Source organism: Virgibacillus sp. MSJ-26, from assembly GCF_018918075.1.
GTDB lineage: Bacteria > Bacillota > Bacilli > Bacillales > Amphibacillaceae > MSJ-26.
On the sequence record NZ_JAHLPW010000011.1, the window covers coordinates 61,790 to 87,592 of the forward strand.

The window sequence follows — 25,803 nt, forward strand, 5'->3', positions numbered from 1 at the left end:
CCTTTATCTCGTCAGGAAACCTTCAGTTTGTACATTGGTAAACAGTCATTATCACTTTTCTTATTTACACATCTAAGTTTTGGACGTATTGGGCATTTTCTTCGATGAAGGCTCGTCGTGGTTGGACTTTATCTCCCATTAGAACGTCAAAAATCTGGTCAGCTTCTATAGCATCAACAAGTTCAACTCTCAGTAAAGTTCTTGTCTCTGGAGACATTGTTGTTTCCCATAGTTGTGTAGCATCCATCTCCCCTAAACCTTTATAACGTTGTAGCCCTGGTTTTGGCGACTTTGGAATTTCTGCTAAGATTCTATCTAAATCTCGATCATCATAAGCATAGTGGGCTTTCTTTCCTTGTTGTACTTTATAAAGTGGTGGTTGTGCAATATATACATAGCCATTTTCAATTAATGGTCGCATAAAACGATAGAAAAAGGTTAAGAGTAAGGTACGAATATGAGCACCATCCACATCAGCATCCGTCATGATAATAATCTTATGATAACGTGCTTTTGATATATCAAATTCTTCTGCTATGCCTGTCCCCAATGCGGTAATGATTGTGCGAATTTCTTCATTGGAAAGAATACGATCTAAACGGGCTTTTTCAACGTTTAGTATTTTACCACGTAAAGGTAAAATGGCTTGAAAATGTCGATCACGGCCTTGCTTTGCCGAACCACCTGCTGAATCACCCTCAACAATATACAATTCGCTAATTTCCGCATTACGTGAGGAACAATCAGATAACTTTCCAGGTAAATTTGAAATTTCTAAGGCACCTTTTCGACGTGTTAAATCCCGTGCCTTTTTAGCTGCAGCACGAGCACGCGACGCCATAAGTCCTTTTTCAACAATGATTTTACCAACGGTTGGGTTTTCAAATAAAAATTTAGAAAAAGCATTACTGAAAACAGAGTCTGTGACAGTCCTGACTTCACTGTTACCAAGTTTGGTTTTGGTTTGTCCTTCAAACTGAGGATCAGGGTGCTTAATAGATACAATTGCGGTAAGTCCTTCTCTTACATCATCACCCGTTAGATTTGAATCGTTTTCTTTAAATAAATTACTCCTTCTTGCATAATCATTAATAACTCGTGTCAGGGCAGTTCTGAATCCAACTTCATGTGTACCACCTTCATGGGTATTAATGTTATTTGCAAAAGAGTATAAATTGCTTGCAAAACCATCATTATACTGGAATGCTACGTCAACGGTAATTTCTTGATCTTCGCCCTCTGCAAAAAACGGTTCATGGAGAACTTCTTTTGTTCGGTTAATATATTCAACGTAAGAGCTAATACCACCTTCGTAATGAAAAGTAACAGGTTCTTCATCAGTACGCTTATCTTGAATTGAAATTTTAAGACCTTTATTTAAAAAAGCTAATTCACGTACACGCTTTGTCAATACTTCATAATCGAATGTTGTACTTTCGGTAAAAATTTCTTTATCTGGTGTAAAGTGAATAACAGTACCAGTGTGGTCAGTTTCACCAATTACTTCAACACCTTTAACTTTAACACCTCGTTCAAAACGAATATGATGAATCTTTCCATCGCGATGGACGTAAACGTCTAAATTACTTGATAATGCGTTAACGACTGATGCTCCAACTCCATGTAATCCACCAGAAACCTTATAACTTCCACCACCAAATTTTCCACCAGCATGGAGTACCGTCATAATGACTTCAACAGCTGGTTTTCCTGTTTTATGTTGAATATCTACTGGAATACCTCTTCCATTATCTTGGACTGTAATACTATTATCTTTTTCGATAATAATTTCAATATGATCACAGTAACCAGCTAGTGCTTCATCAATACTGTTATCAACAATCTCCCATACTAGATGATGTAGACCTCTTTCACTGGTCGATCCAATATACATACCTGGTCGTTTACGAACGGCTTCTAGACCTTCTAATACTTGTATTTGGTCAGCATTATAATCATCTTTTTTCATAAATTCATCTTCTAATGTCATGTCTTCACCACATTCCTTTTCAGTTGTCTAGCTCCAATTCATCCGTATAATCATCAAGTTTGCTAATGGTTGAAATCATACTAGCTCGCTTTTTTAACGTTGCGACTGATAACGTACTGAAGTAAGTTACATCTTCTGTAATAACGAGTGACTTTGTCTCTTCATTTGGACCAATTATTTTCACATTGTTCATCATTTCTTCCATAACTACGGAAGATGAAATGATATCTTGATCGATTATAGTAATAATGTCATCGGTTTGAATCACGTTGCCATTTCCTATATGAATAAACATAATACGCTTCACCTCATCAACCTATCATCTTATTATGCGTTTTTATTTACAGTGCCTGCATGTACTGTAAATAAATCTGCTTCTTTCAACGTATCATGATGAATCCCTTCGACACTCGTTGTAGAAACAAAAGTTTGAACTTTTCCTTGTATTGTATTTAACAAGTGAGATTGTCTGAAGTCATCCAATTCACTCAGTACATCATCAAGGAGTAAAACTGGATACTCACCAATCTCGTTATATATCAATTCAATTTCTGCCAATTTTAAAGAAAGGGCGGTTGTCCTTTGTTGGCCTTGTGATCCATAAACTTGGACATTGCGGTCATTTACATAAAATACCAAGTCATCACGATGAGGCCCTATTAAAGTGGTTCCTCGTTCAATCTCTTTGTCTTTAATTTTACTAAATTCCTTTTGATAGATACTCTCTATTTTCTCCTTGTTTTCATCTTCTAATACTTCAATTGACGGAGAGTACCTTATGTCTAGTCGTTCTATCTTACGACTTATTCCATAATGAATAGGACTCGCCCATTTTTTTAGCAGTTTTAAGAAAGTAAAACGACGTTCTAATATTGAGGTGGCATGTTCAATTAACTGTTCTGTCAGCACATCTAGCATCACGTCATCTTTAGTTACCTTCCGCTGTAATTGTTTTAATAAATGATTTCGTTGCTTTAATATCTTTTGATAATGTGTAAGATGATAAATGTATCTAGGTTGGATTTGTCCTAACTCCATATCAATAAAGCGCCGTCTGATTTGTGGAGGACCTTTGACTAAAGTTAAATCTTCTGGAGCAAACATAACAACATTTAACATACCAATATAACCACTTAAACGTTGTTGCTCAATATGATTTAATTTAGCTTTCTTACCTTTTGCTGAGAAGATAACTTCAAGTGGAAATTGACGATTTCTCTTCGAAAGTCTACCCTCTATTTTAGCATACTTTTCATCCCATTGGATAAGTTCTTTTTCACGAGAAGTCCGATGAGATTTAGTGAAAGCTAGTAAATAAATAGCCTCCATTAGGTTTGTTTTACCTTGAGCATTTTCTCCGATAATCACATTTACTTTATTATCAAAAGAGAGCTCCAGCTCATCATAATTTCGATAATTTTTTAATTTTAATTGCTCGATATGCATATTAATTCCTCTTTATCAGGGATCTCAGTTTAATCTTTTTCTCGACCAACTATTATTGTACCGGCTTCTTCAATCTGAATTTCATCACCTGGATATAATTTTCGTCCACGACGATGTTCTTTTTCTCCGTTTACAATCACACCTACGTCTTGTAAATAAGTCTTAATCATACCACCAGTTTCTAATACATTTGCCAATTTTATTAATTGACCTAATGTAATAAACTCTGTGTTAATAGTTATTTCTTCCTTCATTTTCTCCACCAATCTCCTTACTTAATCTCAAAGGCATTTATAACTATTTTACTAAAGTTTTTGACTTAATGAAAGGATATCCCCTTAAATTACCCAAAAACCCCTCAAAAGTCCTTCTATTTGATTTTTAGACGCAGTAAAACATTAATTAAAGGTTAAAATTTTGTATTAATGAACTTTTAATTAGACTGGATAGTATGAAAATAGGGTATTTCTTTATCTTAAAATACATTTTTAGATATTCACATGTGGATAAGACAAAGAGAGATTAAAAATAAAATCCGAACAATAATGCAAAACCTTAGATAAGAGTTTCACATCTGTTCGGATGAAATAATAATTGACTTAGCACCTACTAGGACGACATATGAGATTCTATAAACATACTAAGTCTTTATCTATTTTTTGAGTGAATAGTTTTTAATAAGTTCGTACTGGTAAAATAAGCTGAATAATTGGATCATCATTTTGAGGACGGATAATAAATGGCCGCATCGCACCCGTAAATTCTATATTAATTTCGTCTACTTCAATGGCTCTAAGTGCATCCATCATATATTTTGAACTAAATGAGATTTTTAACTCTTCACCTTCAATTGATTGTACCGAAATATCTTCAACAGCTTGACCAATTTCCGATGAACTACCAGTGATTTCAATCGTATTGTCACCCTTTGTCACTAATCGAACAACATTATTATGTTCCTCTTTTGCAAGTAGGGATGCACGATCAATTGTTTGAAGTAAATTTCTTGTATTTACACTTATTTTCGTCAGACTTTCATCTGGAATTAATCGTGAAGTTTCTGGATAATTTCCATCAAGTAAACGAGACATGAATTTTAAGTGTTTTGTTCGAAATAAGATTTGATTATTCGACATGCTTATTTCCACTTTTTCTTCAGTATCATCTAGTATTTTATTTAGTTCATTTAAACTTTTACCAGGAATAACAACATTTGAAAATTCTATATTACTTGTTTCAATTGGAATATCTCTGGATGCTAAACGGTGACTGTCAGTCGCAGTGAAGTTAAGCTTTCCATCTTTTAGTGTGAGATTAACCCCCGTTAAAATAGGGCGTGTTTCCATAGTTGAAACAGCAAATACGGTTTGTTTAATTAATCCTTTTAATAAATCGATAGGTAATTCAAAACTCTCGTCTGCTTGAACTTGCATAATTTGTGGGTATTCTTCTGCATCTTGTCCATTCAAATTAAATTCAGCATTTCCAGATCTAATGGTGACTTTCATATTTTCATCTGTTTCTATCTCCACGGTATTCTCTGGTAGCTTACGAATAATATCCGGAAAATACTTAGCTTGAAGAATAATACTTCCTTCTTCTATATTTTCTATATTGATTTGTTCATCTTCTTCAGTAGGAATAAACGATTCAATTGAAATATCAGAGTCACTACCTGTAAGTGTTATTCCATGTTGTCTTACTTCTAATTTCATCCCCGTTAAAATTGGAATGGCAACTCTAGCTGAGATGGCTTTCATGACGTCTTGTATACTAGCCATTAATCTATCGCGATTGATGACGAATTTCATATTTTGGATCCTCCTCATAAATGATACATATATATATTTATTATTAATAAAATATAGTAACAGTAGTAATAAGCCCTGTGACTATGTGGATAACTCACTTTAAGCTTTTATATACGAAGTTATCCCCATGTGGAAAAAGTGTGCACAAGTTAGAACTGTTATTCAACCTATTCACATGTTAATAGATTCATATTGACTTCAGCTGTTCTGTTAATTCTTCAATTTCTTTATTTAATAAGGTATCCTCTTTAATCATTTTAGATATTTTGTCGTGGGCGTGTAGTACAGTTGTATGATCACGGCCACCAAATTCCTTGCCTATATTAGGTAAGGACGAGTCTGTTAACTCTCTTGAAAGATACATAGCAATTTGACGAGGCAGTACAATTGCTTTTGTTCTCTTTTTAGCTAAAATCTCATCTACTTTCACGTCGTACTTTTCTCCGACGAATTCCTGTATGGCTTTAATGGTGATTTCTTTCGGTTTATTGCTCGGAATAATATCTTTTAATGCATCAGCTGCTAAAGCAGCGTCGATATCTTGATTGACGAGAGAAGAGTAGGCAACAACTCTAATTAACGCGCCTTCGAGTTCGCGAATATTTGTATCGATTTGATTAGCAATATAAAGCATGACTTCATTTGGGATATCAAGGCCTTCAGCTTTGGCCTTTTTATTAAGAATAGCAATTCTTGTTTCAAGATCAGGAGGGGTAATATCTGTAATAAGTCCCCATTCAAAACGCGAACGCAAACGATCTTCCAAAGTTGGAATTTCCTTAGGTGGACGATCACTTGAAATAATAATTTGTTTATTCTCTTCATGAAGTGCATTGAACGTATGGAAGAATTCTTCTTGGGTTGATTCTTTACCTGCAATAAATTGGATATCATCAATCAATAAGACATCTACATTACGATATTTATTTCGGAAAGAGATTGTTTTATTATCCATAATGGCGTTAATAAACTCATTTGTAAATTTCTCAGATGATATGTAAACAACCCGAGCGTCTTTATTATGCTCCCGAACGTAATGACCAATCGCATGCATTAAATGTGTTTTCCCTAATCCTACACCACCATAAATAAATAAAGGATTGTATGCTTTGGCCGGCGCTTCTGCCACTGCAAGAGAAGCAGCATGTGCGAAACGGTTTCCTGATCCGATAACAAATGTATCAAAAGTATACTTAGGATTTAACATTGTTTTTTGTAAATCAGGTTCTTGATTAATAGTTTTACTTTGTTCTTTTACAGGATTGGTTTTAGTCGTCTTTTCTTCTTCAGGGATCACAAATTTAATATCTAAATTAGCTCCAGTAACTTCGATTAAGATGTCACGAATTAATTGCGTATATCTTTCTTGCAACCAGTCCTTAGCAAATTCATTAGGTGCCGTGATTGTTAAGGTGTTCTCCTGAAGGGATTTGGCTTTGGTGTTTTTTAACCATGTATCAAAACTAGGCTTACTTATTTTCTCTTCAATGTGTTTTAGTGCAGATGTCCAAAGATCATCAATATTTTCCAATAACTTTCACCCCTTTCAAAAGTACTGTGATAAGAATAAAAAGCCTCTCACAATGTCATTTGCATGATTACTACAAAGACGGAAAGGCAATAAATTAATTTTAAGTTAGTTTGTATGCGTTAATTTCATAATAAAAACTATAATGTTTTGAGTCCATAAAAATTTATTACTGTCTTATGAATAATTTCCGATCTGTTTGCATCTAATAGGGTAAGCCATTTTAATAGTTATACTCAAAAATAACATCTTGTGGATAGTTTAATAACAGAGTTGTGATTATCTATCCACAACTTATCCACATTATGTGCATAAGTATATTACTAAAAATAGTTTTACACATGTATAAGCATAATAATAATACCAAAATAAATGCTAGTGTGCAATGGATTTTAAATGCTTATCCACATTTTACATATGTTGTAGATAAAGGTAATCCACAGCACTATAATTTGTGGTTAAGTTGTCGATAATTGTTGTGGATGAAAAAATCTTGTCGAATTATAATAAACAAGGGATGTGGATAACCTTATAGTAGAGGTAATTCACTTTTTTGTGACAATGAATGATCATGTCGAATAGAAAAAACTTTAGGGTCTAGTTGACAAATGATTGTTTTTTTAAGTATAATTACAAAGACTGTCTAATGGATAGATGTTAATTTGGATGTTAATCCCTCGGGGAGGTGCAAGATAAATGAAAAGAACATTTCAACCAAATAATCGTAAGAGAAAGAAAGTACACGGTTTTCGTTCGAGAATGAGCACAAAAAATGGACGTAAAGTTCTAGCTCGCCGCCGTCGTAAAGGAAGAAAAGTATTGTCTGCATAGGCCACTGAAAAAGATCAGTGGTCTTTTTCACTATGGGCATTGTTTTTGATAAAATCTCATTTTAAAGCAAAATATGAGAGTATGTAATGAAGTAATGGTTCTTGTAATAAAAGGTGATATGATGAAAAAAGCATTCCGAGTGAAAGACAATAAAGAGTTTCAAGCAATTTTTAAAAAAGGAAAATCCTTTGCCAATCGACAGTTAGTTCTCTATTACAGGAAGAAGTCTGGACAAGCTCACTTTCGCGTTGGTTTATCTGTTGGTAAGAAAATTGGTAATGCAGTCGTACGTAATCGCATAAAGCGATATTTACGCCAATCTTTTCATGAATTGGAAAAGGACATACGGTCTGAATATGACATGATCATTATAGCTCGCCAGCCAACTAACAACATGGAGTTTAAAGAAGTGAAAAGTAGCTTAATTCATCTTTTATCTAGAGAAGGATTATTAAAACGTTCCAATAAGAAAAGAAAAAATTAATAGTCATTTTTTTCTTCTAATTTAGATATTTTTATGAGTTTATAATTGATGGCGTATTGATAGAAAATAGGGGCCATTTAAGATAAAATACACATAGTTACTAGTTATAAGAAATGTTATATTTATTTTTACAATGAAGTTTTATTAAAAAATTCAATTATTCAAGGTTTATCTGCGTTAGGAGGAAGTATGTTGCGTAATAAAAAGGTCTTATTGCTTGTGGCCTTAATTGGTTTGATTGTATTTCTGTCTGGGTGTACTCAAATTGACCAACCGATCACGCCCGAGAGTACAGGTATTTGGAATAAGTATTTTGTTTATCCATTATCGCAAGTCATTACATTTTTTGCTGATTTATTCAATAGTAGTTATGGATTAGCTATTGTTGTTGTTACTCTTATTATTCGTTTAGTTCTCGTACCGTTAAACGTTAAACAAATTAAAAGTACAAAGGCAATGCAAGAGGTCCAGCCTGAGATTCAGGCACTACAAAAGAAATATAGTTCAAAAGACGCGAACACACAGCAAAAGCTACAGCAAGAAACAATGGCATTATTCCAAAAACATGGTGTTAATCCGCTTGCTGGTTGTTTGCCGATATTTATTCAGATGCCGATTTTGATTGCGATGTATCATGCGATTATGCGTACTGAAGCTATTAAAGAAGGAAGCTTCTTATGGTTTGAGTTGGGAGCAGCAGATCCGCTTCATATTTTACCGATTATTGCAGGTGGAGCTACCTTTTTCCAACAAAAACTTATGATGGCCGATAACGCTGCTGTGTCACAAAATCCACAAATGAAAGTTATGTTATATGTTATGCCAATTATGATTACCGTCTTTGCCTTTATGTTCCCAGCAGCACTTGCCCTTTACTGGGTTGTCGGTAACGTATTTATGGTTGCTCAAACCTTATTTATTCGTAATCCAATGATGAAAGATGCTAGTACAGGAGGAGAGAAAAAGTGAGGGAAATAACTGCTAGTGGACAAACAGTAGATGAAGCGGTCCAATCAGCATTAGAGCAGTTAGACACAACGAAGGACCAAGTTGACGTAACAATTATCGATGAAGGTAAAAAAGGAATACTTGGTGTGTTTGGATCTAAACCAGCCATTGTTAAAGTTGTAAGAGTCAAAAACCAAGTTGAAGAAGCTGAAACCTATCTTCGTGAAATTATCAATCAAATGAACATTGAAATAGATTTGACTGTCACTGAGAATGAGAACGATAATCACGTTACATTTGATATGAGTGGTGAAAAGATAGCAATTTTAATAGGAAAACGTGGTCAAACACTAAATGCCTTGCAATATCTTGTACATCTAGCAATAAATAAAGAAGGTAAGCAATATTATACAGTTACAGTGGATGCTGAGGGGTATCGTGCACGACGACAGAAAACCCTTGAAACCCTAGCTGATAGAATGGCTCAAAAAGCAATCCAGATTAAGCGCAAAGTTGCTCTCGAACCAATGCCTGCCTATGAGCGAAAAATCATTCATAGCGCTCTACAAAAAAATAACAAGGTTTCAACTTACTCGGATGGTGTCGAACCCCATCGTCATATTGTTATTAAACTAGTTGAAAAATAAGACATTAAAAAACACTTACTAACTGATTTTTCAGTGTAAGTGTTTGTTTTTTTATAGATTCAAGTAACTAATTGGTTCAAATATGGTTTGATACCTGTTGAATAAAGAAGGTCACCATTTTTGGTGATGACAATACCCTCCACATGTTTTATTTGCTCTAAGCTGTTGATGATTTGTTCGGAAGGTTGTCCAAATAGGCGGCTAGTCCATATTTCTCCGTCAATTGACTTCTTTGATACCACTGTTAAGCTAGCAATATCAGTCGTAATAGGATAACCAGTATTTGGGTCTAAAATATGATGGTATGTTTGATTATCGATAATCGACTTTCTTTCATAAATACCGGAAGTGACAACGGATTGGTTTAATGCTTTAACAACCGCAATATAAGTTCCTCGGACTTGAAAAGGGTGTTGAATTCCTATTCTCCAGAAGTTATCCTCGTGTTTGGGTGCATTTCCATAGGTCATGACGTTTCCGCCTAAGTTAATTAACCCTGCTGACACATTCATCGCGTCCAAATCTCCAATAATAAGATCAGCAATAAATCCTTTTGCTATGGCACCTAAATCAATAAACATTTCACGCTGTTTTAAAAATACCGTTTGAGCTTGGTCATTAAGAATGATACCACGAGCGTTAATTTTACCAAGCAACTTTTGAATGGTTTCAGGTGTAGGGCGATGGGCTTCATTTGAACCAATTTGCCAGGCTTGAACGAGCGGTCCAATGGCAATATTCAAGTAACTATTATCAGCGGAGCTATGTTCTTTCCCGATTTTAATTAATTTATATAAATCTGGATGGACTTTCACTGGTTTGACACCAGCGTTATTGTTCACTTCCATTAATTCTGAACCGGGGTCATGGATACTAAAACGTTTATCAAATTCATGCAATCGCATGATAATCTCATCCAAGATGATCCGTGGTTTATTATGTTCAACTGATAATTGGATGTTCGTCCCCATCATATGTATTTCACAAGTTTGTATTGCCATCTCTATCACCTATTCATTTGGGAAAATATGTATTATTTTTATTATCTCTATACGGGGAGGAAGAAGAATTTAAAAAGCCAAAGAGGATGGGACATAAGTATTTTAGTTAATGTAAAAGCGAACGTATTAAAGTGTATTTCTTTTAATATACACTTTTAAAATCAGCGTAGGAAAAATACGTAGACTCCTTGAAAAAATCGCGATGAATCGCTGTCGAAGTATTCCTTGTCCAGCAAGATGAAAGGCTTAGATGAGACCCCGCAGAGTGCCATGAATGATGGAAGGCTAAATTCGCGACGTCCTGTGGGGGCGCCTTCATGACCAACATCCTGTTGGCTCGAGGCTCATCAGCAAAGAAGAATGAACTGCAATTCTTCTCCCCTGCGGAAAGCGAAGTATTTTTCCGAAGCGAATAACGCTCGCTTAAAATTGTTCGTCTTTTAATTACTAATACTTAGTTTTGTCCCAGCCTCCTTTGGTTATATTATTCTTTAATTGTTTAATGGTTAATTAGTATCTTCATTTACAGTGGCACCTGAAACGGTGTCGACTTGAGTCGTAGCTCCAGATACAGCATCAACACTACCACCGGTTAACTGTTGTCCTGTCTTTTCTAAATACCAATCAATAATTGGTTTAATATCTTGCACATATTCATTAATACCAACAAATTTTCCATCTTCATCATGCATGGACTGATAGCTATGAACCACATATTTATCTGGTCCATGTGTTGGCACATGAACTCTTACAACATCTTCATTCCCTTTACGTAATTGTTGAATAACCCAAGATACACTGCTGTACGTCCGCTCTGGATGACATTGGGCAAGAGGACTGCCTACTTGCCCGGGCCAACGAGAGGCAAACATGTCTTCTGCGTCAAGTGTACGGTTATAATATAAAAATTGATTGTTACTATCCGCATATGTTAATTCCATCGGCATTGACTTTAAAAAGTAGTCCAATTGATTGACTGTTAATACACCACGGTCTAACTTGACGTAGGTATTTCCTTCAACGGCTTCTGTTTCTTTTGCAGCTTGTTCAACCCAATCATCAGCTGATTTATCAACATTTTCAATCGTCGTATCAATGCTACCTGTGGCATATAAATCTTCCTCGGTTGAGACATCTTTCATGCCTTCAGGTGACTGTAAAATATTAACTACATTAATAAAACGGATAAATTTTTTAATGCAGCCTTCTAGGAATTCAGTTGTTTTAATATCTTTTAAATTATTTTCTTCATCAAAGGCTTCATGGACTTGTCCTAATAGAAACTCATTACCGGGCATAACTACAGCATTTACACCAGGTGCATCTAGTACTTGTCTTAAGTGTAACTGAGCTCGGGAAGACCCTTGAACATCATAAGAAGCGCCTACAATCATTACTGGTTTTCCATCTAAAGGGTGTAGGTTGAATGATAACCATTCTATAACACTTTGTAATGCTGAAGGAATGGAATGGTTATATTCGGGAGTTGCTATGATGACACCATCCGCTTCAGATATTTTTTTATTTAAATGTTGAATTGGTTCGCTATTTGTTTGATCGTCACTCTGATTAAACATAGGAATGTCTTTAATGTCTGTGACGTCAACCTCTATTAGTTTGTTAAATTGTTTTGCAATAAAATCCAATAATAAACGATTATAAGAAAAATCAGCGTTTGATCCAACTAGCCCAACTATTTTCATTTAAAGGCCTCCTTAATTATCATTGTTCTCCCAAGAAAAACTTTGCTTTTTTTGACGTGAATGATTACTTTTAACCAGGTGATTCGTTATATCAACAAATTGGACAAAATCATTGAAAAATTCCTCAAGTATTTCTATTTTTTTATAATCTTTGAGAATGCCATTTTCATCAAAAGCTTGGAGGGAATTGCCCAACAGGAATTCAGAACTAGGCATTATCCGCGCTTTTAATTCAGGTGCATCTAGTATTTGTCTTAAATGTGATTGGGCGCGAGAGGAACCCAATTTACCATAGGAAGCACCTGTTATCATCACCGGCTTATCTATAAATGGTTGGGATGTATAAGATAACCACTCGAAAGCACTTTTTAATATAGCTGGTATAGAATGATTATATTCAGGTGTACTAATGATGACTCCATCTGCTTCAGTAATTTTGTCTGCAAGATTTTGAACCTCTTTAGGAACTACGCTGTCTTCAGGTTTGTTAAAAGCAGGTAAATTCTTTATTTCACAAACGTCAATATTAGCTTGATTAGCAAAATGCTTTTGAATAAATTGTAGCAATCTGCGGTTAGTTGACTGGTCAGAGTTTGTCCCAACCATACCTATAAACTTTTTCATTTTATAGCCCCTTTCCAAATCTATGTATTGTTCACTCAAGCTTTTAAGTAATTCCTAAACTAAGTAACATATAACCGATTATGGAAGAATATAAACATTTTTACGTTAAGAAAAGTAGTCCTATCAACAAGCACCGAGTAGTTTTAAAAAAGTTATCCCAATGTTGATAAAATCAAAGATGAAAAAAGATAATTATTCACATGTGTATAATTCAGTATAAAAAGAGACGTAAAAAATTTGTGGATAAGTTTATTTTTGATTGATTTTGTGATATTCTATTATGTTAGTGACTGAAAAAGTGCTAACAAAAAATATATCCACAAAATAGTGAGTTAAAATATAGATATAAAATGTTTGGAGGTGACAGATATGGAAACAGATACGATTACCGCAATATCGACTCCAATGGGGGAGGGAGCTATTTCAATTGTTAGATTGAGTGGCCCCGAAGCCATTAGAATCACAAGTAGGGTCTATAAAGGAAAAGACCTGACTAAAGTTGACTCGCATACGATTAATTACGGTAAAGTTATTGATCCAAATACAAATGAGATAGTGGAAGAAGTGATGGTGTCAGTAATGCGGGCACCTAAGACTTTTACAAGAGAAGATATTGTTGAAATAAACTGTCATGGTGGAATGGTGGCGGTGAATCGAGTTTTAGAGATTATTTTATCAGAAGGGGCTAGAATCGCTGAACCAGGGGAGTTTACCAAGCGAGCATTCTTAAATGGACGGATCGATCTGTCACAAGCAGAGGCCGTTATGGATTTAATCCGTGCTAAAACAGATAAAGCCATGTCTGTCGCCTTAAAACAGATGGACGGAAGGCTTTCAAAGCTTATTAAACGCTATAGACAGGAACTACTTGAAACAGTTGCCCATGTTGAAGTTAATATTGATTATCCTGAATATGATGATGTTGAAGAAATGTCTCATGATTTGATGCGTGAAAAAACGAGAAAAGTCTATCAGGATATTGAAGAACTTTTGAGTGTTGCCAAGCAAGGAAAAATAATGAGAGAAGGTTTAGCGACAGCAATTATTGGACGACCAAATGTCGGAAAATCCTCACTTATGAACACTCTTGTTCAAGAAAATAAGGCAATTGTTACCGAAGTTCCTGGCACGACTCGTGACGTTATTGAGGAATATGTGAATGTTCGAGGTGTCCCACTGAGATTAGTTGATACGGCTGGAATTAGAGAAACTGAAGATATAGTAGAAAAAATTGGTGTAGAACGTTCTAGACAAGTTTTACAAGAAGCTGATCTTATTTTGCTTGTTTTAAATAATAATGAGCCATTAACAGATGACGACTTTGCTCTTTTTGAAGCTGTTAAAGATTTTGAATGCATCATTATTATTAATAAAACAGATTTGGAACAAAGATTAGATTTAAATAAGGTAAAAGAACTTGCTGGAGAGCATTCAATTGTGACGACATCATTGTTAAAAGAAGAGGGCATTGATCAATTAGAAGTTAAAATTTCAGAAACTTTTTTTGATGGTGAACTTGATTCAGGAGATTTAACTTACGTGTCCAATGTTCGACATATCCAGTTGTTAAATCAAGCCAAAGACGCATTAAAGGATGCTATGGAAGGTTTAGAAATGCAAATGCCTTTAGATATTATACAAATTGATGTGACAAGAACGTGGGAATTATTAGGTGAGATTATTGGAGATACAGCGAGCGATGCTCTCATTGATCAGTTATTCTCTCAATTTTGTCTTGGTAAATAGATCGAAAATGAATTTATATAAAAGTTTTTAGAAGGGAATGAAAAGAAAATGGTATACAATGCAGGTAACTATGACGTTATTGTTGTCGGTGCAGGTCACGCGGGTGCTGAAGCTGCGTTAGCGTCTGCCCGAATGGGTGCAAAAACGTTAATGCTAACTCTCAATTTAGATATGATTGCTTTTATGCCGTGTAACCCATCTCTAGGTGGACCAGCAAAAGGAATTGTCATTCGGGAAGTCGATGCACTTGGAGGTGTTATGGGTAAAGTTATTGATAAAGCCTATATCCAAATGCGTATGTTGAATACAAGAAAAGGTCCAGCTGTTAGAGCCTTAAGGGCACAAGCTGATAAGCCAGTTTATATACAAGAAATGAAACATCTTATTGAAAATGAAAAAAATATCACGCTTATGCAAGGTATGGTAAACGAATTAATTGTTGAAGATGGCGTTTGTAAGGGTGTTATCACAGAAACTCATGCGGCTTACTATGCTGATACAGTAATTGTTACTACAGGTACGTTTATGCGCGGAAAGGTTTTAATGGGCGATTTAGAGTATGAAAGTGGTCCAAATAACCAACGTGTGTCCATTAAATTATCTGAAAACCTAGAAGAACTCGGTATAGAACTAACACGCTTTAAGACAGGAACACCACCACGTGTCAATAGTAATTCTATCGATTATACAAAAACAGAAATGCAACCGGGTGATGATAAACCGCAAAGTTTCTCATATGAAACAACGGAATATATAACCGATCAGATTCCTTGCTGGTTAACTTATACGAATGAGTTCACCCATCAGGTGATAAACGACAATTTAAATCTTTCAGCAATGTATTCTGGTATGAAAAGAGGGACCGGTCCACGCTATTGTCCATCTATTGAGGATAAAATTGTCCGATTTAATGATAAACCTCGCCATCAAATATTTTTAGAACCTGAAGGTAGAGATACAGAAGAAGTATATGTTCAAGGATTATCAACTTCAATGCCTGAAGAGGTTCAGCAACAAATGGTTCATTCGGTTAAAGGGCTTGAAAACGCACAAATTATGCGACCGGGCTATGCAATTGAATATGATGCAGTTGTTCCAACACAATTATGGCCGACCCTTGAAACGAAAAAAATCCAAGGATTATTTACAGCTGGTCAAATTAATGGAACATCAGGCTATGAAGAAGCGGCTGCCCAAGGAATTATGGCTGGAATCAATGCTGCGGCTAAAGTACTTGGTAAAGATCCCGTCATTCTTGACCGTTCACAAGCTTATATCGGGGTATTAATTGATGATTTAGTTACAAAAGGCACAAAAGAACCGTATCGTCTCCTAACTTCTCGAGCAGAGTATCGTCTTTTACTACGTCACGACAATGCTGACATGAGACTGACAGAATTAGGATATAATCTCGGTTTAATTTCTGAAGAACGTTATCAAAACTTTGAAGAGAAAAAACGTCTTATCAAAGAAGAAAGAAAACGTTTGGATAAAACAGTTATTAAAGCAGAAGAAAATGTGCAAAATTTACTTGAAGAGGCAGGATCATCACGCTTGAAAGACGCTATGAAAGCTTATGACCTATTAAAACGACCAGAAGTTAACTATGAATTAATTGAAAAAATGATTGAACCTAATGAGAAATTAAATGATGAAATGAAAGAACAAGTTGAAATTCAAATTAAATATGAAGGTTATATTAAAAAGGCTAGTGAACAAGTTGAACGTATGTTAAAAATGGAAGACAAAAAAATCCCTGAAAATATTGATTATGATGCGATTAGTGGTATAGCTTCCGAAGCAAAAGAGAAACTAAAAGAAGTAAGACCATTATCTGTAGGGCAAGCCTCCAGAATATCAGGTGTTAACCCAAGTGATGTATCCATTTTACTTGTATATATCGAACAAGGAAAAATTGCCAAAGTAGCAAATTAAGTAAAAGATTGTTTTAGGTGGCTATAGTAATGGGGGAGTAATCATATTCCTCGTTATATTTGCCACCTTTTTTAACATATAAACTAAAAAGAGGGGATAATAAAATGAATGAAGAGCAATTCTTACAAACTTTAAAAGAAAAGGGAATCTCACTCAGTCCAGAACAAGTAAAACAATTTGAAATTTACTTTGATACTCTTGTTGAATGGAATAATAAAATTAATTTGACAGCCTTAACTGCTAAAGAAGACGTTTACTTAAAACATTTTTATGACTCGATTACGCCAGCGTTTTACTATGATTTTAATGACAATCTACATATTTGCGATATCGGGGCAGGAGCGGGATTCCCGAGTATTCCTCTTAAAATTTGCTTTCCAAATTTAAAAGTAACAATTGTCGACTCACTAAAGAAGAGAATCGGTTTTTTAAACCATTTAGCTTCAAGTTTAGATCTAACTGGTGTGGTTTTTCATCATGATCGCGCAGAAAACTTCGGTAAAAATAAGCAAATGCGGGAATCATTTGATATTGTTACAGCTAGAGCGGTAGCTAGGATGTCTGTATTAAGTGAATTATGTCTTCCTCTTGTTAAAAAAATGGGTGTTTTTATTGCTATGAAAGGATCAAAAGCAGATGAAGAAGTGAATATTGCTGACAAAGCTATCCGGTTGCTTGGTGGTGATATAAAAGAAATGAAAACATTCACATTACCTCAGGAAGATAGTGAACGCTCAATCATACTAATTGACAAAAATAGAAAGACACCAAAAAAATACCCAAGAAAAGCAGGTACTCCTGGAAAAGAACCCATCGAATAAGCTGTATCTGCTTAAATATTCGGGTTAAATATGATGAGTTTGTTTTCACTAAATGAAAAATAATATATGAATTGGATTATTACTAAGAGATAAGTTCATAAACAAATAGATATGATATCATACCTTTATCTTAACAAATATGGTAAAATAGCTGTGGATACGTTTATAATTGATTACTATAAAAGGTTACCTAATCTAATGAGCTAACGACTTATTTGATAGTTACATAAATGATATAATACAAAGGCCAACTTAATTGTACAATAACTACTACATAGTTTGCGATATGATTTTACTTTTTAACAAATGTTTCACGTGAAACATTTTCACATGAAAGGTATGGTAATTTATTTAATCAGATAAGTAATTGCAATATATACTTTTAATCATATTATTAGTTTAGGTCTATTTGTTTAGCTTTAAAAGTGGATATTATGTCCTTTTATCATATCAAAATCTTGAAATATATAAGAAAACTAATCTATTTAATATCGAAGGTGGTGTCAGATAGTGTTGCAACCTTTTAATAGGATTTTTGGTTTAGGTGATAAACCGGAATCTGAGACAGGTGAGGAAACCTATCACCCAGATGAAGTCGTTCAAATACCGGTTGCAGATATAGAACCAAATCGGTATCAACCTCGGTCTATCTTTAATGAGGAAAAAATAAGCGAGCTTGCTCAGACTATTCATACTCACGGTATGATCCAACCTATCATTGTTAGAAAAGCTGAAAATGAACGCTATGAAATCATTGCTGGGGAAAGAAGATGGCGTGCAGTTCAATCGTTGGATTGGGATCATATCCCTGGTATTATAAGAGAAATGACTGAAACTGAAACAGCCTCCGTTGCACTTATAGAAAATTTACAACGTGAAGAATTGACAGTTATAGAGGAGGCCACAGCGTATTCAAAGCTGATTGAAATGCATAGTTTAACTCAGGAAGCACTGGCTCAGAGATTGGGTAAAAATCAATCAACGATTGCGAATAAGCTGAGGTTATTGAAACTTCCAGATGCTGTACAAGAAGCGCTGCTAAATAAGGAAATAACAGAACGACATGCTAGAGCGTTAATAAAGGTAGAGGATCCTGAAAAACAGGTTCAATTACTTAAGGAAATAATAGAACAGCATCTCAATGTTAAACAGACAGAAGAAAAAATAGCTTCTTTAAATAAACCAAAGCAAAAGAAGAAAAAACCAAAACTTAAAGGTGTTAACAAAGATATTCGTATCGCTATGAATACCATTCGCCAATCACTTAACATGGTCTCAGATACAGGTATAGACGTAGAGTCGGATGAAGAAGATCTTGAAGATTATTACCAAATCACAATAAAAATTCCTAAAAAGAAATAATAAATATGTATATATATTAACATTTTATCCCTCACTAAAAGTTAAGGTGAGGGTTATTTATATTCATAACTTTGGTTAAATGTCGATTAAATCTAGCAATGAGAAGCCATATCTAGTAAAATGTAACAATGAAATCATTTAAAGTACCATTAAATTACATTATCCTAACATAATAGATTTTTAATAGTCAGTTGTTGTAAATGGTGATAGAATAGAAAGTATATATTTAGGTAGGTGAAAACATGGGAAAAATAATGTCCATCGCAAATCAAAAAGGTGGCGTAGGAAAGACAACTTCATCAGTGAATTTAAGTGCTAGTCTTGCTGAATTGAATAACAAGGTTTTACTCGTAGATATAGATCCGCAGGGCAATGCTACAAGTGGAGTAGGTGTCAACAAAGCAGATGTAAATCAATGTGTTTACAATGTGTTAGTTGAGGATTTACCGGCTGAAGAAGTTATTATTCCTACTGAAACAGTCAACTTAGATATCATACCTGCTACAATTCAGCTCGCAGGAGCGGAAATTGAATTGGTACCAACAATCTCACGTGAGATACGTCTAAAAAAATCTCTAGAGAAACTCAAAGAATCCTATGACTATATTATCATCGATTGTCCACCATCCTTAGGGTTACTAACAATCAATGCATTAACATCTTCAGATACTGTTTTAATTCCCGTTCAATGTGAATATTATGCTCTTGAAGGATTAAGCCAGTTGTTAAATACGATTCGTTTGGTTCAAAAGCATCTTAATAAAGAACTAATGATAGAAGGAGTATTGTTGACAATGCTTGATGCTAGAACCAATCTGGGCTTACAGGTGATAGAGGAAGTAAAAAAATACTTTCAAGATAAAGTATATAAGTCGATCATCCCAAGAAATGTTCGATTAGGAGAGGCTCCAAGTCATGGTAAACCAATTTCCACATATGATCCTAAATCACGCGGAGCCCAAGTTTATCTTGAATTAGCGAAAGAAGTGATGATGAATGGCGAGAGGGTTGGGTAGAGGACTTGATGCATTTTTTCCTGAAATAAAGGAAACATCCGATGACAATGTTCAAGAAATACCTATTGATGAGTGTAGGCCAAATCCTTATCAACCAAGGAAAACCTTCCATGCAGATGCTATTGAGGAATTAAAGGATTCAATACTCGAATATGGAATCATTCAACCATTAATTGTACGAAAAAGCATCAAAGGCTATCAAATTGTTGTAGGAGAAAGACGTTTTCGAGCAGCAAAAGAAGCAAAGTTGTCATCTATTCCAGCTATTGTCAAAGATTTAACAGACGAACGAATGATGGAACTGGCTCTACTCGAAAACTTACAACGTGAAGATTTATCCCCGATTGAAGAAGCTCATGCTTATTCTAACTTAATGAATGAGTTAGGGATTACACAAGAAGAACTTTCAAAACGATTAGGCAAAAGTCGGTCACATATTGCCAATATTACTAGATTATTATCACTACCAAACCAAGTGATAGCCTATATTAATAATGGTGAACTTTCCATGGGACATGGTCGAGCCTTATTAGCTGTTAAAGACGAGGATAAATTGTCATACTTTGTTAATAGAATCCGTAAAGAACATCTAAACGTAAGACAAGTCGAGCAATTAATTCAAGAATTAAATAAGAAGCCTGAACAAAAACCGGATAAACCCAAAAAAGATATATTTCTTCAAGAAAGAGAGTCAGTTTTGCGAAATAAGCTTGGGACATCAGTTAAAATTAATCGTGGTAAGCGAAAGGGTAAAATAGAGATTGAATTTTATACAGACGAAGACCTTAATCGCATTATTGATGTATTAGAAAATTAATATTGCTGACTGGCTTAAATAGCCAGTCAGTTTTTTTCCTTATATGTAAGTTGAATTTCTTGATATTAAATCGGGAAAATCACTAGTGCTTAGTTTCTTTCAAACTTTAAATTAAAATAATGAAAATATATCGATAGGGGGTTCACCTAATGATTTATTTTGATCAAGCTGCCAGTTCTTTTCCTAAACCTCCCGAAGTAGCAGATGCTATGGTTAAGGCCGTTAATGAAGTTGGAGCTAACCCAGGAAGGGGTGGGCATCAATTAGCTAGACAAGCTAATTATATTATTAATACGGCGCGTGAAAAAATCGCAAAATGGATAGGGTGTAATAATCCGAAACAAATTGTATTCTTTTCGAATGCAACACAAGCATTAAATCAGGCAATCAAAGGATTAGATTGGAAAGAAGGAGATCATGTCCTTACAACGTCTTTTGAACACAATTCAGTAAGGCGTCCATTAGAATTTATAAAGAGGACATATGATATTCATATATCATATATAGATGGTAAGGCTAGTGAAGAGATGTTTATCAGTGAAGTTAATAATTCTATAACAGATAAGACAAAACTCATGGTTATGACTCATGCATCAAATATAACAGGAGATATCCTCCCACTAAGGAAAATGATAAACATAGCTAAACGTTACGGTATCATTACACTTGTTGACGCTTCTCAAACAGCTGGCCACTTACCTATTAATATGGGAGAACAAGAAATGGATATGATTGTTTTTCCAGGTCATAAGGGTATATTAGGGCCTCAAGGGACAGGGGTTTTAGCAGTACGCCAACAAATAGACTTAGTCCCGTTACATCATGGAGGAACTGGGGGGGGATCAGAATTGATTGATCAGCCTCAGCAGTGGCCAGATCGGTATGAAAGTGGAACATTGAACACCCCTGGTATTGCTGGATTATCAGCTGCTATAAGTGTGCTTGAACAAAGTGAAAAAAATAATGTTCCACGTGAAACAATTTTAACAAATGAACTTTTAAAAGGATTACAAAGTATAAATGGCATTACTTGTTTTGGTCCTTCATCATCCGATAATAGATTGCCTATTGTAGCATTTAATATCAAAAATATACCATCACAAGAAGTGGCAATGATACTTGATTCTCATTATAACATTGCTGTACGAGCGGGATTACACTGTAGTCCACTAACACATGAGACTCTTCAAACCATGGATCAGGGGATTATTAGAGTGAGTTTAAGCCGGTATAATACAAAAGAAGAAGTTCAGTCCTTTTTACAAGCCATTGAGGAAATTGTTACAGCATATGATGAATTTTAATCTAGAATAGGGGATACACGGATGGCGCTATACGGAACAATTGTTGACGGGATACTAATAATTATTGGAAGTCTTTTAGGAATGTTATTTTCTAAAATTCCAGAACGCTATAAAGAAACGGTGATGCATGGAATAGCTTTAACCGTTATTTTAATTGGTTTTCAAATGGCTATGAAAACTGATGCAATTATTGTTGTTTTAATTAGTTTATTATTTGGCGCAGTGCTAGGAGAACTTTTTAGAATAGAAGACATGTTGAATCGTTTTGGAGGTTGGATGGCTAGTAAATTTCCGTCGAAAAATAGTGAATTCACCCTAGCTCAAGGCTTTGTGACGGCAACCTTAATGTTTGTTGTAGGTGCTTTGGCTATCATAGGAGCTCTTGATTCCGGCTTAAGAGGTAATCATGAAATCTTAATAACGAAGGGCGTTATAGATGGTTTTTCAGCACTTGTATTGACGACTACTTTAGGGATAGGGGTTCTTTTTTCAGTTATACCTGTTGTTCTTTATCAAGGAACTATTGCCTTGTTTGCCACCCAAATTGAAAGATGGCTTTCAGAAGATGTTTTAAATGGTCTCATCTTGGAGTTAACGTCAGTAGGTGGTATACTCATTGTTGCTATCGGTTTAAATCTATTGAATGTCGTCAAAATTAGAATAGGAAACCTTCTACCATCCATTATAATAGTAGGGGGAGTCTATTATATATATAATTTATTTTAACAGCAATCTATCAATTAAGTTAACGAAGCAACCATTAGGAAGCTTCGTTTTTTTAAAAGATAAACTAAATTGTTTCTTGATTATATTGTGGTGGTGTGATGACAGCCGGAATGGAACGGTGGTATGTGAGTCTGTTGTCAATAACAGTGAGCACAGCGGCGAGTGTTTTTGCCATATCCTTAACAATCGATAGTCTCGTATTTTGTAAAACGGAGTATTCCATAAAACCACTTACATTAACTACACCAGTAATATGCACATCACCGAGCTCGGGCAGTGATTTATTTAAAGCTGCCCCTGGCTTGAGTGGTCCATTATTGGCAATAATGCATCCCACAGAAGAAGACTTTCCTAAACAAGCATCAACAGCGATGATGAAAGGGTTATGATGTTTATCATTGATCACTTTTAAGCGCTCGTTTAAATTTGTTGCATGGACGGGTTCGTGCAAAGTCCCATAAACTGTCATATGCTTAGGTTTCGTTTCAGAAAACAAAGATCCAGTTAACGGTCCTAAAGCATCTCCTGTTGATCGATCTGTACCCACACAAACAACCACATACTCTTTAGGGAACTTGGGTAGCCAAGATATAAGCTTATCACTAATAATCTTATCTACATTCTTTTCTGTATGTAAGACACGTAAAGGTTTGTTTTTAGATTCAAAGTGTTGTTTTAGATTCATAGCTTATCCTCCGTACTCATATTGTTATAAGTATACGGATAAAACGTTAACTTTATACATTAGAGTAGGTAGAAGTTTTTCAATAATTAAATGGGGGAAAGCTACTATGTGGAGTGCGGGTTTAAAATGGATGTTTTTAATAATTGGAACGACCATTGGGGCAGGATATGCATCAGGAAGAGAATTATGGGAGTTTTTTGGTCATGAAAGCGGACTAGCTATTCTCCTATTCATCATTTTCTTCACAATATGTTGCATCGTTATAATGGAAATTAGCTATCGAAAAAAGTCATCTGAATACACCCCAGTTTTAGAAATAATAGTAGGGCGCAAATTGACGCGATTTTATGATGTTATGATTTTATTCTATTTATATACGACAACTGTTGTGATGATATCTGGTAGTGGTGCTACAGGACAGGCGTTTAACTTTTCTTATTGGTGGGGAATAGGGTTTATTGTACTTACATTGTTTATTTTGTTTATCCGTGACATTAATGGGGTGTTAATTATAAACCAATATATCTTACCAATCCTCATTGTGGGTCTCTTATTTGTTTTACTGCAGTTTACATTTGATCAAAAGTTGGCTCTCTTTTCACATTGGCATGAGCAGAGGAATTGGGTGGCTGCATTTCCGTTTACAGCTTTAAATATATTGCCTTTAATTGCTGTTTTAGGGGCCATCGGAAATAAGGTAGAGTCTAGAAAAGAGATATGGATTGGATGTGTTGGTAGTGGTGCTATTTTAGGCGTAGTGTCCTATATTTATAATAATAGTCTTATTCAAATTGCGGACGAGTTGTTATTATATGAGATTCCACTATTTGCTATATTAAAAGACTATCCTTTTATAATGTTGATATTCATGTCAATATTATTATGGTTTGCTATTTTTACTACAGCAGCAGCCGGGATACTTGGAATTGTCACACGTATTCAAAATTACTTTAAAAGTCCCTTATGGTTTCTAGTATTGATTATCTTATTAACAATGATTCCATTAACGACTTTCGGCTTTTCAACGTTAATTGGGTTTTTATATCCCTTATATGGTATTTTAAACTTATATGTTTTGACACGACTTCTTCTGTTTCCACTTTGGAACTATTTAGAGTCTAAAAAGACTTAAACCATCAAAAGCAATTCAAATTAAACTATAACAACGCAGAGAATGGGGGCAAACATGTTGTCTAGACTTAATAATCAAATAGAAAATTTTTGGGAATATATTTCAGGACCAGAATTATGGTTAGGTATTGGCTCAGCTGCTTTTAGAATTATACTTATTTTGATTTTGGCAATCATCGTTGTCAAAATGAGTAAAAAAATTATATATAAGGTTTTTAAAAGACCGAATGGAGATCGTGCAGCTCCAATTCGAATTTCAGTGCGTAGGGAAAATACATTGAAAAAATTAATAGCAAATGTCATTTCTTATGTTGTCTATTTTATTGCAACACTAATGATTTTAGATAATGTACTCGGCTTTAATGTGGGAGCATTGCTTGCTGGTGCTGGAGTGGCTGGGCTAGCTATTGGGTTTGGGGCACAAAATTTAGTACGTGACGTCATTTCAGGGTTTTTCATAATCTTTGAGGACCAATTTTCTGTAGGTGATTATGTTCTTGTGTCTGGTGTAGAAGGGACAGTAGAAGAGATTGGACTTCGAACAACTAAGATTTTAAGCTGGACTGGCGAGATGAATATCCTACCAAATGGCGATATCACTCATGTCACTAACTATTCAATGACTAATGGTTTGTCTGTCGTCGATGTAAACATTCCATATGAAAGTGATATTGAAGCGGCGGAGGAAATCATTGAGGAGATTGCCAAAACCTTGCCTGATAAATATGATGAGATTCTAAGTGTTCCTGAAATTCTTGGTGTTCAATCACTTGAATTGTCTCATTTTGTTATTCGAGTTGTCGCTGAAACAGAACCTAGTTTACAATGGTTTGGAGAGCGGATGATTAGAAAAGAAATGAAGGAAGGCTTATTTAAACAAGGCATTGAAATTCCATCCCCACGTCTTGTCATGTATTCTAGAGATGAGAGGGCAAATGTACTTAAAAAGCAAAGAGAACAAGAATAAATTGAGAGGAAAAGGACTATGGCTGACAAAGAATTTAGTTTAAATGATGTTGTTGAAATGAAAAAGCCACATCCATGTGGTGAAAATCGCTGGAAAATTATCCGAATGGGTATGGATATTAGGATTAAATGTTTAGGCTGTGACCATAGTGTGATGTTGCCAAGACGTGAATTTACTAAAAAGATGAAAAAAGTACTGGAAACAGCTGAAGAGTAGAATAGTTATAATGGACTATACGAGTGAAAACTGGTAATATAGACTAATATAGAGAGAAAAAAGT

25 protein-coding genes are annotated in these 25,803 nt (G+C 34.9%); 15 read left to right on the top strand and 10 right to left on the bottom strand.

All coding sequences use genetic code 11. From position 1 onward, the window contains the following. Nucleotides 1-64: 64 nt before the first annotated feature. The 6 genes from gyrB to dnaA form a co-directional block, all read right to left on the bottom strand. A complete protein-coding gene (gene gyrB / locus KQI49_RS11560) occupies nt 65-1,969 on the bottom strand; it encodes a DNA topoisomerase (ATP-hydrolyzing) subunit B (protein ID WP_371817565.1) in 1,905 nt (634 codons plus the stop codon). A 40-nt stretch (nt 1,970-2,009) separates the two neighbouring features. Further along, complete coding sequence (gene remB, locus KQI49_RS11565; RefSeq protein WP_216489178.1) at nt 2,010-2,285, bottom strand: extracellular matrix regulator RemB; 276 nt, start codon at nt 2,283-2,285, stop codon at nt 2,010-2,012. A gap of 32 nt (nt 2,286-2,317) precedes the next feature. Beyond that, a complete protein-coding gene (gene recF, locus KQI49_RS11570) occupies nt 2,318-3,436 on the bottom strand; it encodes a DNA replication/repair protein RecF (RefSeq protein WP_216489180.1) in 1,119 nt (372 codons plus the stop codon). Between the two features lie 29 nt (nt 3,437-3,465). Next, nucleotides 3,466-3,690: a S4 domain-containing protein YaaA gene (yaaA, locus tag KQI49_RS11575; protein ID WP_216489328.1), complete on the bottom strand. Its 225-nt coding sequence runs from the start codon at nt 3,688-3,690 to the stop codon at nt 3,466-3,468. A gap of 420 nt (nt 3,691-4,110) precedes the next feature. Then, nucleotides 4,111-5,247: a DNA polymerase III subunit beta gene (dnaN, locus tag KQI49_RS11580; protein ID WP_216489182.1), complete on the bottom strand. Its 1,137-nt coding sequence runs from the start codon at nt 5,245-5,247 to the stop codon at nt 4,111-4,113. A 187-nt stretch (nt 5,248-5,434) separates the two neighbouring features. Next, nucleotides 5,435-6,778, bottom strand: a complete 1,344-nt coding sequence (gene dnaA / locus KQI49_RS11585) for a chromosomal replication initiator protein DnaA (protein WP_216489184.1) — start codon at nt 6,776-6,778, stop codon at nt 5,435-5,437. Between the two features lie 693 nt (nt 6,779-7,471). Between dnaA and rpmH the strand changes: the two genes are divergently transcribed. The 4 genes from rpmH to jag all read left to right on the top strand — a co-directional run bounded on the left by rpmH (nt 7,472) and on the right by jag (nt 9,685). After that, complete coding sequence (rpmH, locus tag KQI49_RS11590; protein WP_069717992.1) at nt 7,472-7,606, top strand: 50S ribosomal protein L34; 135 nt, start codon at nt 7,472-7,474, stop codon at nt 7,604-7,606. A gap of 121 nt (nt 7,607-7,727) precedes the next feature. Then, on the top strand, nt 7,728-8,090 hold the full coding sequence (gene rnpA / locus KQI49_RS11595; RefSeq protein ID WP_216489186.1) for a ribonuclease P protein component: 363 nt from the start codon (nt 7,728-7,730) through the stop codon (nt 8,088-8,090). Nucleotides 8,091-8,279: 189 nt separating this feature from the next. Beyond that, nucleotides 8,280-9,059, top strand: a complete 780-nt coding sequence (gene spoIIIJ, locus KQI49_RS11600; protein ID WP_216489188.1) for a YidC family membrane integrase SpoIIIJ — start codon at nt 8,280-8,282, stop codon at nt 9,057-9,059. After that, nucleotides 9,056-9,685 carry an RNA-binding cell elongation regulator Jag/EloR gene (gene jag, locus KQI49_RS11605; RefSeq protein ID WP_216489190.1) on the top strand — a complete coding sequence of 210 codons (630 nt, stop codon included), beginning with the start codon at nt 9,056-9,058 and terminating at the stop codon, nt 9,683-9,685. The genes spoIIIJ and jag overlap by 4 nt, the downstream gene beginning before the upstream one ends. A gap of 59 nt (nt 9,686-9,744) precedes the next feature. Here jag and KQI49_RS11610 read toward each other — a convergent pair whose 3' ends face one another. From KQI49_RS11610 to KQI49_RS11620, 3 genes are all read right to left on the bottom strand, one after another. Beyond that, on the bottom strand, nt 9,745-10,686 hold the full coding sequence (locus KQI49_RS11610) for an FAD:protein FMN transferase (RefSeq protein WP_216489192.1): 942 nt from the start codon (nt 10,684-10,686) through the stop codon (nt 9,745-9,747). A 506-nt stretch (nt 10,687-11,192) separates the two neighbouring features. Further along, on the bottom strand, nt 11,193-12,389 hold the full coding sequence (locus KQI49_RS11615) for an NAD(P)H-dependent oxidoreductase (protein WP_216489194.1): 1,197 nt from the start codon (nt 12,387-12,389) through the stop codon (nt 11,193-11,195). Between the two features lie 12 nt (nt 12,390-12,401). Next, nucleotides 12,402-13,013 carry an NADPH-dependent FMN reductase gene (locus KQI49_RS11620; protein WP_216489196.1) on the bottom strand — a complete coding sequence of 204 codons (612 nt, stop codon included), beginning with the start codon at nt 13,011-13,013 and terminating at the stop codon, nt 12,402-12,404. 369 nt (nt 13,014-13,382) lie between these two features. On the opposite strand from KQI49_RS11620, the gene mnmE reads away from it, so the two are divergent. The 8 genes from mnmE (at nt 13,383) to KQI49_RS11660 (ending at nt 22,740) form a co-directional block, all read left to right on the top strand. After that, entirely contained in the window at nt 13,383-14,759 is a 1,377-nt protein-coding gene (gene mnmE / locus KQI49_RS11625; RefSeq protein WP_216489198.1) for a tRNA uridine-5-carboxymethylaminomethyl(34) synthesis GTPase MnmE, read from the top strand. Between the two features lie 48 nt (nt 14,760-14,807). Continuing rightward, nucleotides 14,808-16,694, top strand: coding sequence for a tRNA uridine-5-carboxymethylaminomethyl(34) synthesis enzyme MnmG (gene mnmG / locus KQI49_RS11630; RefSeq protein ID WP_216489199.1), 1,887 nt, complete (start codon nt 14,808-14,810; stop codon nt 16,692-16,694). Nucleotides 16,695-16,798: 104 nt separating this feature from the next. Further along, nucleotides 16,799-17,515: a 16S rRNA (guanine(527)-N(7))-methyltransferase RsmG gene (rsmG, locus tag KQI49_RS11635; protein ID WP_216489201.1), complete on the top strand. Its 717-nt coding sequence runs from the start codon at nt 16,799-16,801 to the stop codon at nt 17,513-17,515. Between the two features lie 510 nt (nt 17,516-18,025). Further along, nucleotides 18,026-18,877 (top strand): nucleoid occlusion protein, encoded by an 852-nt coding sequence (gene noc / locus KQI49_RS11640; RefSeq protein WP_216489203.1) that lies wholly within the window; start codon nt 18,026-18,028, stop codon nt 18,875-18,877. Between the two features lie 242 nt (nt 18,878-19,119). Further along, a complete protein-coding gene (locus tag KQI49_RS11645; RefSeq protein WP_216489205.1) occupies nt 19,120-19,893 on the top strand; it encodes a ParA family protein in 774 nt (257 codons plus the stop codon). Beyond that, nucleotides 19,874-20,710 carry a ParB/RepB/Spo0J family partition protein gene (locus KQI49_RS11650; RefSeq protein WP_216489207.1) on the top strand — a complete coding sequence of 279 codons (837 nt, stop codon included), beginning with the start codon at nt 19,874-19,876 and terminating at the stop codon, nt 20,708-20,710. Before KQI49_RS11645 ends, KQI49_RS11650 begins: the two co-directional genes overlap by 20 nt. A gap of 149 nt (nt 20,711-20,859) precedes the next feature. Beyond that, the gene (locus tag KQI49_RS11655; protein WP_216489209.1) at nt 20,860-22,014 is read left to right on the top strand and encodes an aminotransferase class V-fold PLP-dependent enzyme; all 1,155 of its coding nucleotides are present in this window, start codon (nt 20,860-20,862) and stop codon (nt 22,012-22,014) included. A 21-nt stretch (nt 22,015-22,035) separates the two neighbouring features. Next, nucleotides 22,036-22,740 (top strand): DUF554 domain-containing protein, encoded by a 705-nt coding sequence (locus KQI49_RS11660; protein ID WP_216489211.1) that lies wholly within the window; start codon nt 22,036-22,038, stop codon nt 22,738-22,740. Nucleotides 22,741-22,804: 64 nt separating this feature from the next. Here KQI49_RS11660 and yyaC read toward each other — a convergent pair whose 3' ends face one another. Next, the gene (gene yyaC / locus KQI49_RS11665) at nt 22,805-23,425 is read right to left on the bottom strand and encodes a spore protease YyaC (RefSeq protein ID WP_216489213.1); all 621 of its coding nucleotides are present in this window, start codon (nt 23,423-23,425) and stop codon (nt 22,805-22,807) included. Between the two features lie 106 nt (nt 23,426-23,531). Here yyaC and KQI49_RS11670 point away from each other — a divergent pair, with 106 nt between their 5' ends. The 3 genes from KQI49_RS11670 to KQI49_RS11680 are packed head-to-tail and all read left to right on the top strand — an operon-like array spanning nt 23,532 to nt 25,739. After that, nucleotides 23,532-24,557 carry a YkvI family membrane protein gene (locus KQI49_RS11670; RefSeq protein ID WP_216489215.1) on the top strand — a complete coding sequence of 342 codons (1,026 nt, stop codon included), beginning with the start codon at nt 23,532-23,534 and terminating at the stop codon, nt 24,555-24,557. Between the two features lie 54 nt (nt 24,558-24,611). Continuing rightward, nucleotides 24,612-25,523, top strand: coding sequence for a mechanosensitive ion channel family protein (locus tag KQI49_RS11675; protein WP_253286809.1), 912 nt, complete (start codon nt 24,612-24,614; stop codon nt 25,521-25,523). 18 nt (nt 25,524-25,541) lie between these two features. Continuing rightward, nucleotides 25,542-25,739, top strand: a complete 198-nt coding sequence (locus tag KQI49_RS11680) for a DUF951 domain-containing protein (protein WP_216489219.1) — start codon at nt 25,542-25,544, stop codon at nt 25,737-25,739. Nucleotides 25,740-25,803 lie beyond the last annotated feature (64 nt).